The following is a 14,172-nucleotide window of genomic DNA, read 5'->3' on the forward strand; positions in this document are numbered from 1 at the left end:
GACGTTCAGCCGTTACGCGATCGAAGAGGGCCGTGCTCGATTGCTAATGTCATCGGACTCGTCGAGCAGAATCCGGCGAGCTTCTCCCTCGTACCCCACCGTCGGTGACGCCACGCACGCCGGAAGAAACCCGGCCGAGGATTGATCGGGCAACCCCATTAGGCTGGACAGGTTCTGTCCCGGATCGCGCCTGGAGCGTCTCATGACCACGACACTGCCCGCGTACGACGAGGTCGTTGCGCGCTTCGAACCGGTGATCGGCCTGGAGACCCACGTCGAGCTGGGCACGAACACCAAGATGTTCTGCGGTTGCCCGACCGACTTCGGCGGCGAGCCGAACACCCGGGTCTGCCCGGTGTGCCTGGGTCTGCCCGGTTCGCTGCCGGTGGCCAACAAGGCGGCCATCGAGGCGATCATCCGGATCGGCCTGGCGTTGAACTGCTCGATCGCGGAGTGGTGCCGGTTCGCCCGGAAGAACTACTTCTACCCGGACATGCCGAAGAACTTCCAGATCAGCCAGTACGACGAGCCGATCTGCGTCGACGGTTACCTGGACGTCGAGGTCAACGGCGAGACGGTACGGATCGAGATCGAGCGGGTGCACCTCGAGGAGGACACCGGCAAGACGCTGCACGTCGGCGGTGCCACCGGCCGCATCCACGGCGCGACGGAGTCGCTCGTCGACTACAACCGGGCCGGCATCCCGCTGGTCGAGATCGTCACCAAGCCGATCACGGGCACCGGTGCGCTCGCCCCCGACGTGGCCAAGGCGTACGTCGCCGAGCTGCGCGACGTGATCCGCACCCTCGGCGTCTCCGACGTGCGGATGGAGGAGGGTTCGCTGCGCTGCGACGTGAACACCTCGCTCAACCTGCCGGGCGCGGAGTGGGGCACCCGTACCGAGACGAAGAACGTCAACTCGCTGCGGTCGGTGGAGCGGGCGGTCCGCTCGGAGATGCTGCGGCAGGCGTCGGTGCTCGACGCGGGCGGCCGGATCACCCAGGAGACGCGGCACTTCCACGAGGACACCGGTGACACCACCCCGGGTCGCTCGAAGGAGACGGCCACCGACTACCGGTACTTCCCCGAGCCGGATCTGGTGCCGATCGCCCCGGACCCGGCCTGGGTCGCCGAGCTGAAGGCCGCACTGCCGGAGCTGCCCCGGGTGCACCGGCGTCGGCTCCAGGAGCAGTGGGGCCTCTCCGACCTGGACATGCAGTCGGTGCTGAACGCCGGCGCGGTCGAGCTGATCGAGGCCACCGTGGCCGCCGGCACCACCCCGGCGGCGGCCCGCAAGTGGTGGCTGGGTGAGCTGTCCCGCCGGGCCAACGAGAGCGGCGTGGAGCTGGCCGAGATCGGTGCCACCCCCGCGCAGGTCGCCGAGCTTCAGGGGCTGGTCGACGCCGGCAAGCTCAACGACAAGATGGCCCGCACGGTGTTGGAGGGCGTGGTCGACGGTGAGGGATCGCCCACCGAGATCATGACCAACCGGGGCCTGGAGGTCGTGTCGGACACCGGCGCGCTCACCGCCGCCGTGGACGAGGCGATCGCCGCGAACCCCGGCATCGCCGACAAGATCCGCAGCGGCAAGGTCGCGGCGGTCGGCGCGCTGGTCGGCGCGGTCATGAAGACCACCCGTGGTCAGGCCGACGCGAAGACCCTGCGTGAGCTGATCCTGGAGCGACTCGGCGTCCAGGGCTGAGAGACCCACCCGCAGCAGGCCGCCGCCGCGACCCGGCGGCGGCCTTCCGCAACCCCCCTGTCGACTACGCGGCCACCCCGCACCCCTCGCGAGGGCGTCAACGGCGACGCCTGGATGGAGCCACCGTGACCGAGCACGACCTCGATGTCCTCGACGAGATCCAGCGGCGGGTGCTCTGGCTCGCCACCCGGATCGTGGACGCCGCCAACCATGACCGGGCCACCGGCGACGGTGTGAAGGTCGGCGGCCACCAGGCGTCCAGCGCCTCCCTGGTCACGGCGATGACAGCGCTCTGGTTCGCGCACCTGGACGCCGAGGACCGGGTCGCCGTGAAGCCGCACGCGTCGCCGGTGTTCCACGCCATCCAGTACCTGCTCGGCAACCTGGACCGCTCCTACCTGCCCCGGCTGCGGGCCCGTGGCGGCCTCCAGTCGTACCCGTCGCGCACGAAGGACCCGGACGAGGTGGACTTCTCCACCGGTTCGGTCGGCCTGGGCGCGGCGGCGCCGCTCTTCGCCGCCGCCACCCGGCGGTACGTCGACGCGCACTTCGGGGCCCGCCCGCACTCCCGGTTCGTGGCGTTGATCGGCGACGCCGAGCTGGACGAGGGCAACATCTGGGAGGCGGTGGCCGACCCGGCGACCACCGGGCTGGGCAACGTCATGTGGCTCGTCGACTTCAACCGCCAGTCGCTGGACCGGGTGGTCCCCGGCATCCGGATCAACCAGTGGCGGGGCCAGTTCGAGGCGGCCGGCTGGCACGTCGTGGAGGTCAAGTACGGCCGCCGGCTCGCCGAGGCGTACGCCCGGCCGGGCGGCGAGGCGCTGCGCGACTGGATCGACGCGATGCCCAACGAGCAGTACCAGTCGCTGTTCGGGTTGGCCGGGCCGGCGCTGCGCAAGCAGTTCCTGGACGGCGCCCCGGCCGGCATCGCCGAGCTGATCGCCGACGTCTCCGACGAGGAGCTCGGCCCGCTCGTCACCGATCTGGGCGGGCACGACCTTCAGGCGATGCTGGACGCGTACGCCCAGTGCGACGCGGTCACCGACCGGCCCAGCGTCGTCTTCGCGTACACCGTGAAGGGTTGGGGGTTGCCCATCGCCGGCAATCCGCGCAACCATTCCGCGCTGCTCAGCTCGGAGCAGGTCGACACGCTACGCGCCGCGCAGGGGTTGACCGCCGAGACCGAGTGGGACCGCCTCGACCCGGCGTCACCCGCCGGGATCCGGGCCGGCGCCCGCCGGGAGGCGCTGTCCCGCGCGCCGCGCGAGCGTGCGCTGGGGGTCACCGTCCCGGAAAGCACTGGAGTACGCGCCAACAAGCCGATCTCCACGCAGGAGGTCTTCGGTCGGGTGCTGGTGGACCTGGCGCGGGACCGGGAGGTGGGCCGCTACCTGGTCACCACCGCCCCGGACGTGGCCACCTCCACCAACCTCGCCGGGTTCATCAACAAGACCGGGGTGTTCGCCCCCACCGAGCAGCGTTCCTGGACCGAGGACCGCATGCTGCGCTGGACGGAGAGCCCCGCTGGGCAGCACATCGAGCTGGGCATCTCGGAGATGAACCTGTTCCTGCTGCTCGGCCAGCTCGGGCTGTCCTGGGACCTGTCCGGGCAGCCGCTGCTGCCGGTGGGCACTGTCTACGACCCGTTCGTGCTGCGCGGCCTCGACGCGTTCCTGTACGGCACCTACTCCGGCTCCCGGTTCGTGGTGGCCGGCACCCCGTCCGGCATCACCCTCGCCCCCGAGGGCGGCGCCCACCAGTCCACTATCACCGCGTCGGTCGGCCTGGAGCTGCCCGGGGTGACCTTCATCGAGCCGGCGTACGCGGCCACCCTCGACTGGCTGCTCTGCGACGCGCTCGGTCAGATCGCCGGTGGCTCGGTCCCGGCCGCGACCGCCGCACCCGCCGAGGACGGCGCGTACTACTTCCGGTTGAGCACCCGACCGCTGGACCAGGCGCCGTTCGAGGCGGCCCGGGCCCGGCTCGGCGACGCGGTGCTGCGCCGGCAGGTCGTCGCCGGGGCGTACCGGCTGGTCGACGCGCACCAGGCGTACCCGCACCTGGTCGACGCCCCGGTGGTGCAGTTGGCCGCCTCCGGTGCGGTGCTGCCCGAGGTGCTGGCCGCCGCGGCGGAGCTGGCCGACGAGGGCATCGCCGCGCACGTGGTGGACGTGACCTCGCTGGACCGGCTCTACCGGGCCTGGCAGCGCACCCTGCGCCAGGGCGTACGGACGGCCACCGTACCCAGCGTGCCGGGCGCGCTGCGGTCCGCGTTCGCCGATCGGGTGCCGGTGGTGAGCGTGCACGACGCGGCGTCGCACGCGATGGCCTGGCTCGGTTCGGCGGTCGGCGCGCCGGCGGTGCCGCTCGGCGTGGACGAGTTCGGCCAGTCCGGCAGCGTCGCCGAGCTGTACGAACTGCACGACCTGCTGCCGGGCAGCATCGTCAACGCCGCACTGGCCGCCATCGCCCTGCGCTGACCCGTCGACCGTCGACCGCCCGCCGGTCCGCCGGCGGGCGTCGACGTCGGCTCAGCCGGTCGGCGTGGGCGTGGGCGTGCCGGGGACACCGCCGCTCGGCGTGGGTGTGGGTGGGGCGGCCGGGTTCTCCACCAGACGTCGTTCCAGGTTGACCTGGGCCTGCCCGGTGCCGCCGACGGTGATGGTGTCGTACGCCTGGAGCATCTTCTGCTGGTCGAAGTAGAGCACGCTCATCGACAGCGGGGTGGGCTTCTCGCCCTCCAGGCCGCGCAGCCCGGCGCCGCCGGTGGAGCCCTCCACCATCAGCGTGGTGGGCTGCTGCCCGGGTGCCTGTGGCAGCTTGGAGACCTGCCGGGCGTGCGTGTGCCCGGCCAGCACCAGCGGGCAGGTGCCGGCGAGCGGCCCGGCCGACGCCGGGTCGTGCACGAGCGCGATGTTGACAGGTCGCGGTGAGCTGCGGACCGTCGCGGCAAGCTGGTTGCCGACCCCGATCACCTGGTCGGCCACCTGCTGGGTCAACCCGCTGCCGGCCGGGGAGGTGTTCTTGTCCGGGGTGAAGCGCGGGTCGCCGATGCCGGCGATGGTCAGCCCGGCGACCGTCGTGGTGGTGTTGTTCAGCACGATCGCGTTCGGCTGACGGGCCACAGCGGCGGCGGTCTTGCCGGAGTCGTGGTTGCCCCGGATGAAGACGTACGGCTTCTTCAGCAGGCCGATCGAGGCGACGAAGGAGGCTTCCGGTTCGCTGCCCCAGTCGGTGATGTCCCCGGTGTCGATCACCACGTCGATGCCGAACTGCTCCACGACCGTCCGGATCAGCTGCCACCCGGTGGGGTTGAGGTGCATGTCGGAGACGTGCAGCACCCGGGTGGTGCCCGGGGTCGGCTCCAACAGCGGAAGCGCCGAGACGGTGGTGTAGAGCTGGCTGACGTTGCCGACCAGGCGCTGCAACTGCTCCGCGTACTTGGTGTAGTCGTTGGCGATCCGGCGGGCGTCACCGACGATGGCCGGCGCGTTGACCAGCAGCCCCTCGTAGCGTGGTTCCTCGATGGCCTGCGGACGAAGGGTCGCCGCCGCGGTGCCGAGGCTGCTGGCGGTGACCAGCAGCGCCAACCCTCCCGCCCAGGCGGTGCGCCGGACGTCCCGGAAGATCAGCCCGGCCAGGATCAACGTGACAAGCACCGACGCGCCGAGGGTACGCAGGCCGAGGCGCATCACCCCGGAGCGGACGTCCTCCACGGCGCTCTGACTGGCCCGGCTGATGCTGGCCGGGTCGTCGATCAGTGCCTCGGTGCGCCCCTGGTCGAGGGCGCCCAGCCGAACGGTGAGATGGGTCGGCCCGTCGTGGCTGTCGAGCAGCAGCGCGCCGAGCGGCGGGATGTCGACTGTGGTGCCGCCGTCCCGAGCGGGGGAGATGCTGAGACTGGCCCGGAACGGGCCGATGTCGGTGCTCACCTGGCCGCCTGCCAGCACCCCGAGCACCGCCCCGGCCAGGGCCACGGCGAGGACGGCGACGATCAGCCCGAGGCGGCGCAGCGGGCCGGCCGCGCCGACCCACCAACCCGCCGGGCGTGGTCGATCGTCACCGGTCACCGGGTCGTCCCGGTCATCGGCGTCGTCGTGCCGCTCGTCGCGTTGCCCGTCCATGCTGAAAGTCTGACCTGCCCGTCGGAAGATCTTGGCAAACCTGAACGGATGGTGACGCAATCAGCTGCGTCCGCCGTCACCACCCGCGAAGACCACCCGCAGGAGCCGGTCGTCGTCGCCCGCCGGGTCACCCCGGCCGTCGTGGTTGGAGGTGCTCACCCAGAGCGACCCGTCCGGTGCCGCGGCCACTGCACGCAGCCGACCGTACCGGTTGGTGAGCAGCTCACTGGGCTGACCGAGCAGGGTGCCGGTGTCGGTCAACTCCATCACCCAGAGGCGTTTGCCGCGCAGACAGCCGGTGACCAGCAGCCGGTCCGTGGCGGCCAGACCGGAGCAGGACGCGTCCGACGTCGCCCACTGCGCGATCGGGTCGGTGAACCGCCTGTCGCCGGCCCGACCCTCGACCTCCGGCCACCCGTAGTTGCCGCCCTTGGTGATCTGGTTGATCTCGTCCCAGGTGTTCTGGCCGAACTCGACGGCGTACATCCGCTTCGCGGCGTCCCAGGCGAGACCCTGGACGTTGCGGTGCCCCATCGACCAGACCGGGGAGTTGGGGTACGGGTTGCCGGCGGCGGGCCTGCCGTCCGGGGTGATCCGGAGGATCTTGCCGCCGAGGCTCTTCAGGTCCTGGGAGAGGGGGCGCTGACCGGCGTCACCCGTGCTGACGTAGAGCTGCTTGTCGGGGCCGAAGCCCAGCCCACCGCCGTTGTGCACATTGGCTTTGGGGATGCCGGTGAGGATCGGGGTGGGCTGCCCGCCGAGTTGCAGCCGGGCGACCCGGTTGTCCCGCTCGGCGGTGTAGTAGACGAACACCGTCCGGTCCCGGGCGTAGTCGGGGGACACGGCGATGCCGAGCAGGCCACCCTCACCCGCCGCCGCCACGTCGGTGATCGTCTGCACCGGGCGGACCCGCAGCCCGTCCGGCCCGGACTCGGGCCCGACCTGGAGGATCCGGCCGTTGTCCCGCTCGGTGACCAGCGCGCCGCCGTCCGGCAGGAAGGCGATCGCCCACGGCACCCGCAGGCCCTTGGCGAGTACTGTCGCCACCGCCTGCTGGCCGGCGCCGCCGGGGCTCGCCGACGTGGACGGGGTCGGCAGGTTGGGCGGTTCGCCGGCCGGGTCGGGCTCCGGCTCACCGAAGCTGCAACCGGCGGTGAACAGCAGCGCCGCGCAGGACGCCGCGAGGGCCACCCGGAGGCGGCGGATGCGAGGGTACGGGGGACGGGCGTTCACCCGGCCCAGGGTAGCCCGCCGCGCGACCCGGCCGGGCCCGTCGAGGTGCAACGGGTGCCGATGGACCCGCCCGATGATCCCCGGTGGACCACTCACCGAGCCCGTACGGCCAGCAACGCGGTGTCGTCCTCACGGTGCCGGATCGAGGCGAGCAGCAGGTCGCACAGGCCGTCGAGGGGCAGCGTGTCGGTGCCGGTCAGCAGGCCCACCAGCTCGGCCAACCCCTCATCGATGGAGCGGTCCCGCCGTTCGATCAGCCCATCGGTGTAGAGCAGCAGGGTGTCGCCGGTGGCCAGGACGGTCGACTGGCTGCTCCGGGGCGACGGGCGGGCCAGGCCGAGCAGCGGCTCCGGCGTCGCCTCCAGGGCCTCCACCGCCCCGCCGACCCGGACCACCAGGGCCGGTGGGTGCCCGGCGTTGGACCAGGTCACCTCGTGCACACCGGCGCGCTGCGGACAGATCCGCACCAGCGTCGCGGTGGCGGCGATCGGCAGCCGCAGGCCACGGATGGCGCCATCCAGGTTGCTCATCAGTGACCCGACCGCGTCCGGCCGGCCGAAGGCATTGCCCCGCACCAGGTTGCGTAGCTGGCCCATGGTCGCCGCCGCCTCGATGTCGTGCCCGGCCACGTCCCCGATCGCCACGATCACGTCGCCGTCGGGCTGCACGAAGGCGTCGTACCAGTCACCGCCCACCTCCACCCGGTCGGCCGCCGGCTGGTAGCGGGCCGCCAACTCCAGCTCCGCCACCACCGGCAGTCGGGGCAGCATGCTGTGTTGCAGAACCTCGGCGACGTGCCGTTGCTCGCCGTACATCGAGCTGTTGCCGACGGCCTGGCCGGCCCGGCGGCCGATGTCGACAGCGGTGAGCAGGTCCCGGTCGTCGAACTGCTGACGTTGGCCACCGTTGACGAGCGTGATCGCCCCCAGCACCGTGCCGCCGACACCCCGCACCGGCACGCTCAGGTAGGAGGCGATGCCCAGCCGACTGGCGATGGAGGCCATCTCCGGGTGGGTGGTGCCCCTCGTGATGTCGGCCAGGGACGCCGCGCTGCCCAGCCGGGGCTGGCCGGTCCGGAGCACCGCCCGGATGACCGACTCGGGGCTCAGCCCGGTGCGCAGCAGATCGCCGAAGCGGTCGACGTCCGCCGCGCGGGCCGGATCCCGGTGCACCGAGACCACCTCGCGGGGCAGGCCGGTCGGCCCGATCAAGGTGAGCAGGCACCAGTCGGCGAGCAGCGGCACCATGGTGGCGGCGAGCCGGCGCAACGCGGTGCCCACGTCCAGGGTGCCCGCGAGGGTCTCGCTCACCCCGGCGACAAGCTCCAGCCGATCGTGCGCCTGCACGACCCGCCGCCGGGCCTCCTGGGCGCCGTCGAGCGCGATCCGCAGCCGCAGCTCGGACGAGCAGGCGGCGGCCAGGTCGGCCAGGGTCCGCAGCTGCGCCGCCGTCCAGGCGCGAGGTTTGCTGTCGATGGCGCACAGCGAGCCGAGCACCCGGCCGGAGAGGTCGGTCAGCGGCATCCCGGCGTACGCGACCACGCCGAGGTCGTCGATGGCCAGGTTGTCCCGGACGCGGGGGTAGAGCCGGGCGTCCGGCAGCACCATCGGCACCTCGATGTCCACCACGTGCTGACAGAACGAGTGGCTCAGCGGGGTCTGCCGCCGCCGCGACCAGGGCTCCGGCAACCCGACCGCGCCGGGGAAGAACTGCCGGTCGGCGGAGACCAGGGAGACCAGCGCGACCGGCACGTCCAGCAGGTCACTGACCAGCCGGGCGAAGCGGTCGAACGCCTCGTCCGGGGCGGCGTCCAGCCCGGTGTCGGCGAGCGCGCGCAGCCGCTCCGGGTCGCCGAGCAGCGAAGGAGGCGCGATCGAACGCCGGGCGGGGCCGGGGGAGCCGTCGGTCATCGAGCACCTGTCTGCCGGGGCGGAGGCCGACCGGCCCTCCGACCCTTCGTTATACCTCGTCGGGGTCGGAGTCGAACATCGGTGTGCTGAGTCTCGCCCGCCGTGACCCCGCGCGCCATCCCCCGGGACGCCGGTTCGCCGCCGTGCCTCCACCGGCTGCGGCGTCGGGGACTATCGTCGGCGGACGTGAAGGTATGGATTCCGCACCAGGCCGGCCTGAACCTCCTGGGCGAGCTGCCCGCGGACGTGACGGTGGAGGTCTTCGAGCACACCGATCGGATGCCGTCGGAGGCGGCCGACGTCCGCTTCTGGGTGCCGCCGTTCCTGGGTGGCTCGGACGCGACGGCGGTGTTGCGGGAGCTGCCCGACCTGGCGGTGGTGCAGTTGCTCTCCGCCGGGGCGGACGCCTGGGCGGGCCGGACACCGCCGGCTGTCACGCTCTGCGATGCCCGGGGCGTGCACGACCCTTCCACCGCCGAGTGGGTCGTCACCGCGATCCTCACCCAGCTGCGGGCGTTCCCGGCGTTCGTCCGCGCGCAGGCCGAGCGGCGCTGGACGTACGCGGAGAACACCCCGACCGACGAGCTGACCGGTAAGCGGGTGCTCATCATCGGCGCCGGCTCGATCGGGGCCGCGGTGCGTGACCGGCTCGCCCCGTTCGACGTGAGTTTCACCCTGGTCGCCAGGACGGCCCGCCCGGAGCAGGGGGTGCACGCCGTCGAGGAGCTGCCCCGGCTGCTGCCCGACGCGGACGTGGTGGTGGTGCTGGTGCCGCTCACCGACCAGACCCGTTGCCTGATCGACAAGGCGTTCCTGGCCGCGATGCCGGACGGGTCGCTGCTGGTCAACGCCGCCCGGGGCCCGGTGGCGCACACCGAGGCGCTCGTCGCCGAGATGGGCACCGGTCGGATCTCGGCGGCGTTGGACGTCACCGACCCGGAGCCGCTGCCCGCCGACTCCCCGCTGTGGGTCATGCCGAACGTGCTGCTCACCCCGCACGTCGGCGGGTCGGTGCGCGGGCTGTTGCCGCGGGCCTACCGACTGGTGGGCGATCAGGTCCGCCGGTTCGCCGCCGGGCAACCGCTGATCAACACGGTGGTCGACGGCTACTGACCGGGGGTCTCCGCCGGAGCGTCCGGCAGCGGCTGGCCGGTCACCGCGACCAGTCGGGGCAGATCCGCCCCACGGACGGCCGGCAGAGTGACCTGGTGGCCGTCGTCGAGCCGGGCCACAGCGCGCCCGCGCTGGTCGGTGGTCAGCTCGAGGACCTGGTCCCAGTCGATCCGACGCTGCCCGACCAGCGCCCGGATGCGCAGCTCCCGCGCGTCGGCGTCGGTGCCGGCCCGCCAGGCCCACACCGCGACGGCGAGCGGGACGAGCAGCACCGGCAGCAGGTAGTCCCGGGCGTTGGCCAGCGGCAGGGCGCCGACGAAGGCGATGATCGCGGCCACCAGGATGGCTTGGTTGTACCGGAAGCGGACAGTGTCGGGCTTACTCACCCTCCGATGATCCCACTTCGGGTTGTTTCGGCTCGCGGCGGGCGGTGCCGGCAGCGTGCGGTACGCCGTACAGTGACACAGGTCGTTGTCTCCCCTGAGTGACCGGCAAGTAACCAATTCGGCCGTCCGTCGTTGCCAATCGTGGGTAGCGGACTCGCAACGTCCGATGTCCCGCACCGCCGCACCGCCCCCGTGCCCCCTCACGAAGGCGACCGCCGTGCTCCTCGCGTACCCGTTCCGCGTTCTCGTTCCCCGCCGTGCGGCACCGGAGGCCGCCACGTCCGTGGCGGTGGCGCTGCTCCTCCTCGCCGGTTCCGTCGACCTGGTTCCGCCCTCGGTGGTGATCGCGTTGGCCGCCGGTGCCGGCGCCACGCTCGCCGGGCTGCGACTGTCCCGGCTGGCCTCCCGACGCGGCACCGATCCGACACCGCGTGCGGCGGGGGTGCTCCTCGACGCGGCGGTGGTGGCGGCGGGTCTCACCGCCGTCGTGTTGCCCCTGGCCGGCATCGGGCACACCCTCGCCGTGCTGATCGGGTCGGTGGTCGTGGCGGCCCTCTCGGCGGCCGGTCTGTACCGGCTCCCCGGCCGGTCCCGGGCGGCGGCCTCGGCCCGGTTGCGGTGGCTGGTCGAGTCGACCGGCCCGGCCGTCGGTCTGGCCCTCGCCGGCTGGTTGCTGCTGCCCCCCGACGGCCTGCCGGTCCCGGTTCGGCTGGTCGCCGCGTTGACACTCGGCGGGTTGGGCATGGCCGCGTTGAACGCGTTCGCGGGGCCACGGCGGCGCTCGGGTGCGGCGCTCTGCCGGGGCGGCGTCCTGCTCACAGTGGGCGGGCTGGTGCTGCTGGCCACGTTGCCGTCCGCGCCGGCCGGCCGGGCCGCCCTGCTGGCCGTACCCCCGTTGGTGTTCGGGATGTTGCTCGTCGCGGTCGGCGCCGCGGATGCGGCGGACGACTTCGAGTCGGTGGAGCCGGTCGCCGCGGCCTGGCCCCGGTCGGTGCTCCCCGCGGCGGTGCTGCTGCTGGCGGCGGGTCTGCACCTGGGCGCCGGCCGCGCACCGGACCGGACGAGCGTGCTGTTGGCCCTGGCGGCGGTGCCGCCCCTGGTGCTGCGCGAGCTGCTGCGCGCCGGTGACGCGTCCACGTCCGTTCGGCGGGCCGCTCATCGGCGACGGGCCGGCCGTTCGTTGCGGCACCGCCGTGCGGCCCCGGCCCGCTGGCCGGGCACACCGGAGCCGCCGCCCGGGCGAGCCCTCGACGTCGCGGAGGGCGCGGCGACCGCGGCGGGTGCCGGCTCGACCTGGTCGCCTGACCACAGTTCCGCGTGGTCGGGGCTCGACCGGCGACCGGCGGCGGCGAGCGGCACCCCCGGCGACCGGGCTGCCCTGCTGGACGCCCTGGCCGCGATCGGCGACGTTCCGGCGCCGGCCGGCGCGCTGCTGCTGGTGGACCTGCACGGCACCGAGGGTTTCGGCCCGACGGCCCGGGAGGACGTGCTGGCCGAGGCGGTGCACCGGGCCCGCGCGGTCATCGCCCCCGACGATCTGGTCACTGGGTGCACGGGTACCGGCTTCGCGGTGGTCACCGCCGCCGGGCCGGTGCTGGCGTACGCGCTGGGCACCCGACTGTTGAGCGCGCTCGGCCCGCCCTACCGGCTGGCCGGCGCGATGCTGCGCGTGCAGACGAGCATCGGGTTGGCCGAGGTGAGCGGCGCCGGGCCGGCAGACGTGCTCCGGCAGGCCGAGCTGGCCCGACGACGGGCCGTGCAGCTGGGCCGGGACCGGGTGGAGTGGTACGACGCGTTCCTGGAGGAGCAGCTGGTGCGCCGGCTCGACCTGGAGCGCGAGCTGCCCGGTGCGGTGGCGCGCGGCGAGCTGGACCTCGTCTACCAGCCGGTGGTCGACCTGGCCGACGGGCAGCCGGTCGGCGCGGAGGCGCTGTTGCGGTGGCGCAGCCCGGTGCTCGGCACTGTGCTTCCGGCCGAGTTGCTGCCGGTCGCCGAGGACCTGGACCTGGTCGGCGAGTTGGAGTGGTGGGTGCTGGACCGGGCCTGCCGGCAGTTGTCCAACTGGTCGGTGGGCGTCCGGGAGCTGTGGATGGCGGTCAACGTCACGACCCGGGAGCTGACCACCCCCGACTTCGTCCAGCGGCTCGCGGCAGTGCTGGCCGCGTACGGGGTGCCGCCGGAGCGGCTGGTGGTGGAGGTGAGCGAGCCGAGAGTCGCCGGTGATCTGCCGACTGTGGTGGCTCGGCTGGCCGGGCTGCGGTCGATTGGCGTCCGCACCGCGTTGGACGACTTCCGGGCCGAGCACGCCTCGCTGGCCCAGCTTCGCCGCCTGCCGATCGACCTGCTCAAGGTGGGCCCGGAGTTGGTGGGGGCACGGCCGGACGGGCAACCGCCGCTGATCGACGTGGTGGTCAACGTGGGCGAGCGGTTGGGCGTCGAGATCGTCGCCGAGGAGTTGGAGTCGTCGACCCAGGTCGAGGGGGCGCGCCGGGGTGGTTGCCGGTACGGGCAGGGGTTCGCGCTGGCCCGTCCGGCGACGGCCGAGCGGGTCGAGGCGTACTTCGAGGAGTTTCCCTCAGCGTCTCGCTGAACCGGTTCATCTCCTCCGGGGTGGTGCGGTGCTGCCGCGCGGCGTGAGGTGGGGTGTCTCGTCCTGCACCCGCCCGGCCGGTTGCCCGGCGACGACGGCGAGCAGTTGCCGGGCGGCGTGCGCGCCGTACGCCGGGATGTCCCGGCCGAGCGCGGTCAGCGGCGGGTGCACCAGCCGGCACAGCGGCGAGTCGTCCCAGGCCACGATGGACAGATCGCCGGGCACTGTCAGGCCCATCTCCTGGGCGACGGAGAGCCCGGCGATGGCCATCACGTCGTTGTCGTAGATGACCGCTGTGGGCCGGTCGGCCGAGCTGAGCAACCGGCGGGTGGCCCGACCGCCCTCCTCGCCGGTGTAGTCGGACCAGACGGTGACCGCGTCGACCAGGCCGAGCCGCCGGCAGACCGCCGCGAAGGCGTCGGTGCGGATCTCGGTGTGCCGCAGGTCGGGCAGGCCGGCGACCCGGGCGATGCGCCGGTGCCCGAGCGCGACCAGGTACTCCACCGTCTCGGTCAGCGCTGCGGCGTCGTCGGACCAGAGACTCGCCAGCTCACCGGTGCCGCCGGGGCCGCCGATCACCACCGCCGGCAGTTGCAGCCGTTCGAGTGCGGGGATGCGACGATCGTCGGTGCGCAGGTCGCAGACGAGCACCCCGTCCACCCGTCGTTCGCCCCACCAGCGCCGGTAGACGGCGATCTCGGCGTCCGGGTCGGCCACCACCTGGAGGGTCAGCGCGTACGAGCGGGCGGAGAGTTCGGCCTCGACGCCACTGATCAGCGCCATGAAGAACGGCTCGACGCCGAGGGTCCGCGCCGGTCGGCACAGGGCCAGGCCGATCGCGCCGGCGGTGGCGGCCGAGAGGGCGCGGGCGGCGCTGCTGCGGCTGAAACCGATCTCCGTGGCGATGGCGAGGATTCGCTGCCGGGTGGCCTCGGAGACGCCGGGTTGCCCGTTCAGCGCGTACGACACGGCGCCCTTGGACACCCCGGCGCGTTGGGCGACGTCGGCGATGGTCGGCCGCTTCACCGGCGTGCTCCTTCGCTCTCTGGCCGTTGACAGCCCGGATTCCGGACCGTACGGTTTCTCAGCTTATCCGGTTCAGTTGGCATCT

Annotated in this window: 9 protein-coding genes; 4 read left to right on the forward strand and 5 right to left on the reverse strand. The window is 73.1% G+C overall.

Annotated elements, in window-relative coordinates; all coding sequences use genetic code 11:
- Positions 1–202 precede the first annotated feature (202 nt).
- Complete coding sequence (gatB, locus tag KBX08_RS03650; protein ID WP_210781079.1) at positions 203–1,702, forward strand: Asp-tRNA(Asn)/Glu-tRNA(Gln) amidotransferase subunit GatB; 1,500 nt, start codon at positions 203–205, stop codon at positions 1,700–1,702.
- A 125-nt stretch (positions 1,703–1,827) separates the two neighbouring features.
- Positions 1,828–4,185 carry a pyruvate dehydrogenase gene (locus KBX08_RS03655; RefSeq protein ID WP_210781080.1) on the forward strand — a complete coding sequence of 786 codons (2,358 nt, stop codon included), beginning with the start codon at positions 1,828–1,830 and terminating at the stop codon, positions 4,183–4,185.
- A gap of 51 nt (positions 4,186–4,236) precedes the next feature.
- On the opposite strand, the gene KBX08_RS03660 is transcribed toward KBX08_RS03655, so the two are convergent.
- The 3 genes from KBX08_RS03660 to KBX08_RS03670 form a co-directional block, all read right to left on the reverse strand.
- On the reverse strand, positions 4,237–5,829 hold the full coding sequence (locus KBX08_RS03660) for a metallophosphoesterase (protein ID WP_210781081.1): 1,593 nt from the start codon (positions 5,827–5,829) through the stop codon (positions 4,237–4,239).
- A gap of 60 nt (positions 5,830–5,889) precedes the next feature.
- Positions 5,890–7,062, reverse strand: coding sequence for a sorbosone dehydrogenase family protein (locus tag KBX08_RS03665; RefSeq protein ID WP_210781082.1), 1,173 nt, complete (start codon positions 7,060–7,062; stop codon positions 5,890–5,892).
- Positions 7,063–7,154: 92 nt separating this feature from the next.
- Positions 7,155–8,972, reverse strand: coding sequence for a GAF domain-containing SpoIIE family protein phosphatase (locus tag KBX08_RS03670; protein WP_210781083.1), 1,818 nt, complete (start codon positions 8,970–8,972; stop codon positions 7,155–7,157).
- 186 nt (positions 8,973–9,158) lie between these two features.
- Between KBX08_RS03670 and KBX08_RS03675 the strand changes: the two genes are divergently transcribed.
- Positions 9,159–10,085, forward strand: a complete 927-nt coding sequence (locus KBX08_RS03675; RefSeq protein WP_210781084.1) for a 2-hydroxyacid dehydrogenase — start codon at positions 9,159–9,161, stop codon at positions 10,083–10,085.
- Here KBX08_RS03675 and KBX08_RS03680 read toward each other — a convergent pair.
- Positions 10,079–10,471 (reverse strand): PH domain-containing protein, encoded by a 393-nt coding sequence (locus KBX08_RS03680; protein ID WP_210781085.1) that lies wholly within the window; start codon positions 10,469–10,471, stop codon positions 10,079–10,081. The genes KBX08_RS03675 and KBX08_RS03680 overlap by 7 nt on opposite strands.
- A 217-nt stretch (positions 10,472–10,688) precedes the next feature.
- Between KBX08_RS03680 and KBX08_RS03685 the strand changes: the two genes are divergently transcribed.
- Positions 10,689–13,061: a GGDEF domain-containing phosphodiesterase gene (locus tag KBX08_RS03685; RefSeq protein WP_307850435.1), complete on the forward strand. Its 2,373-nt coding sequence runs from the start codon at positions 10,689–10,691 to the stop codon at positions 13,059–13,061.
- 6 nt (positions 13,062–13,067) lie between these two features.
- On the opposite strand, the gene KBX08_RS03690 is transcribed toward KBX08_RS03685, so the two are convergent.
- Positions 13,068–14,087 (reverse strand): LacI family DNA-binding transcriptional regulator, encoded by a 1,020-nt coding sequence (locus KBX08_RS03690; RefSeq protein ID WP_210781087.1) that lies wholly within the window; start codon positions 14,085–14,087, stop codon positions 13,068–13,070.
- Positions 14,088–14,172 lie beyond the last annotated feature (85 nt).

It is taken from the genome of Micromonospora sp. H61, from assembly GCF_018070325.1.
Lineage (GTDB): Bacteria > Actinomycetota > Actinomycetes > Mycobacteriales > Micromonosporaceae > Micromonospora > Micromonospora salmantinae.

Excerpts from the sequence above, each read along its gene's own strand:
- gatB (WP_210781079.1), top strand. The coding sequence starts at position 203 with ATGACCACGACACTGCCCGCGTACGACGAGGTCGTTGCGCGCTTCGAA.
- KBX08_RS03660 (WP_210781081.1), bottom strand. The coding sequence starts at position 5,829 with ATGGACGGGCAACGCGACGAGCGGCACGACGACGCCGATGACCGGGAC.
- KBX08_RS03670 (WP_210781083.1), bottom strand. The coding sequence starts at position 8,972 with ATGACCGACGGCTCCCCCGGCCCCGCCCGGCGTTCGATCGCGCCTCCT.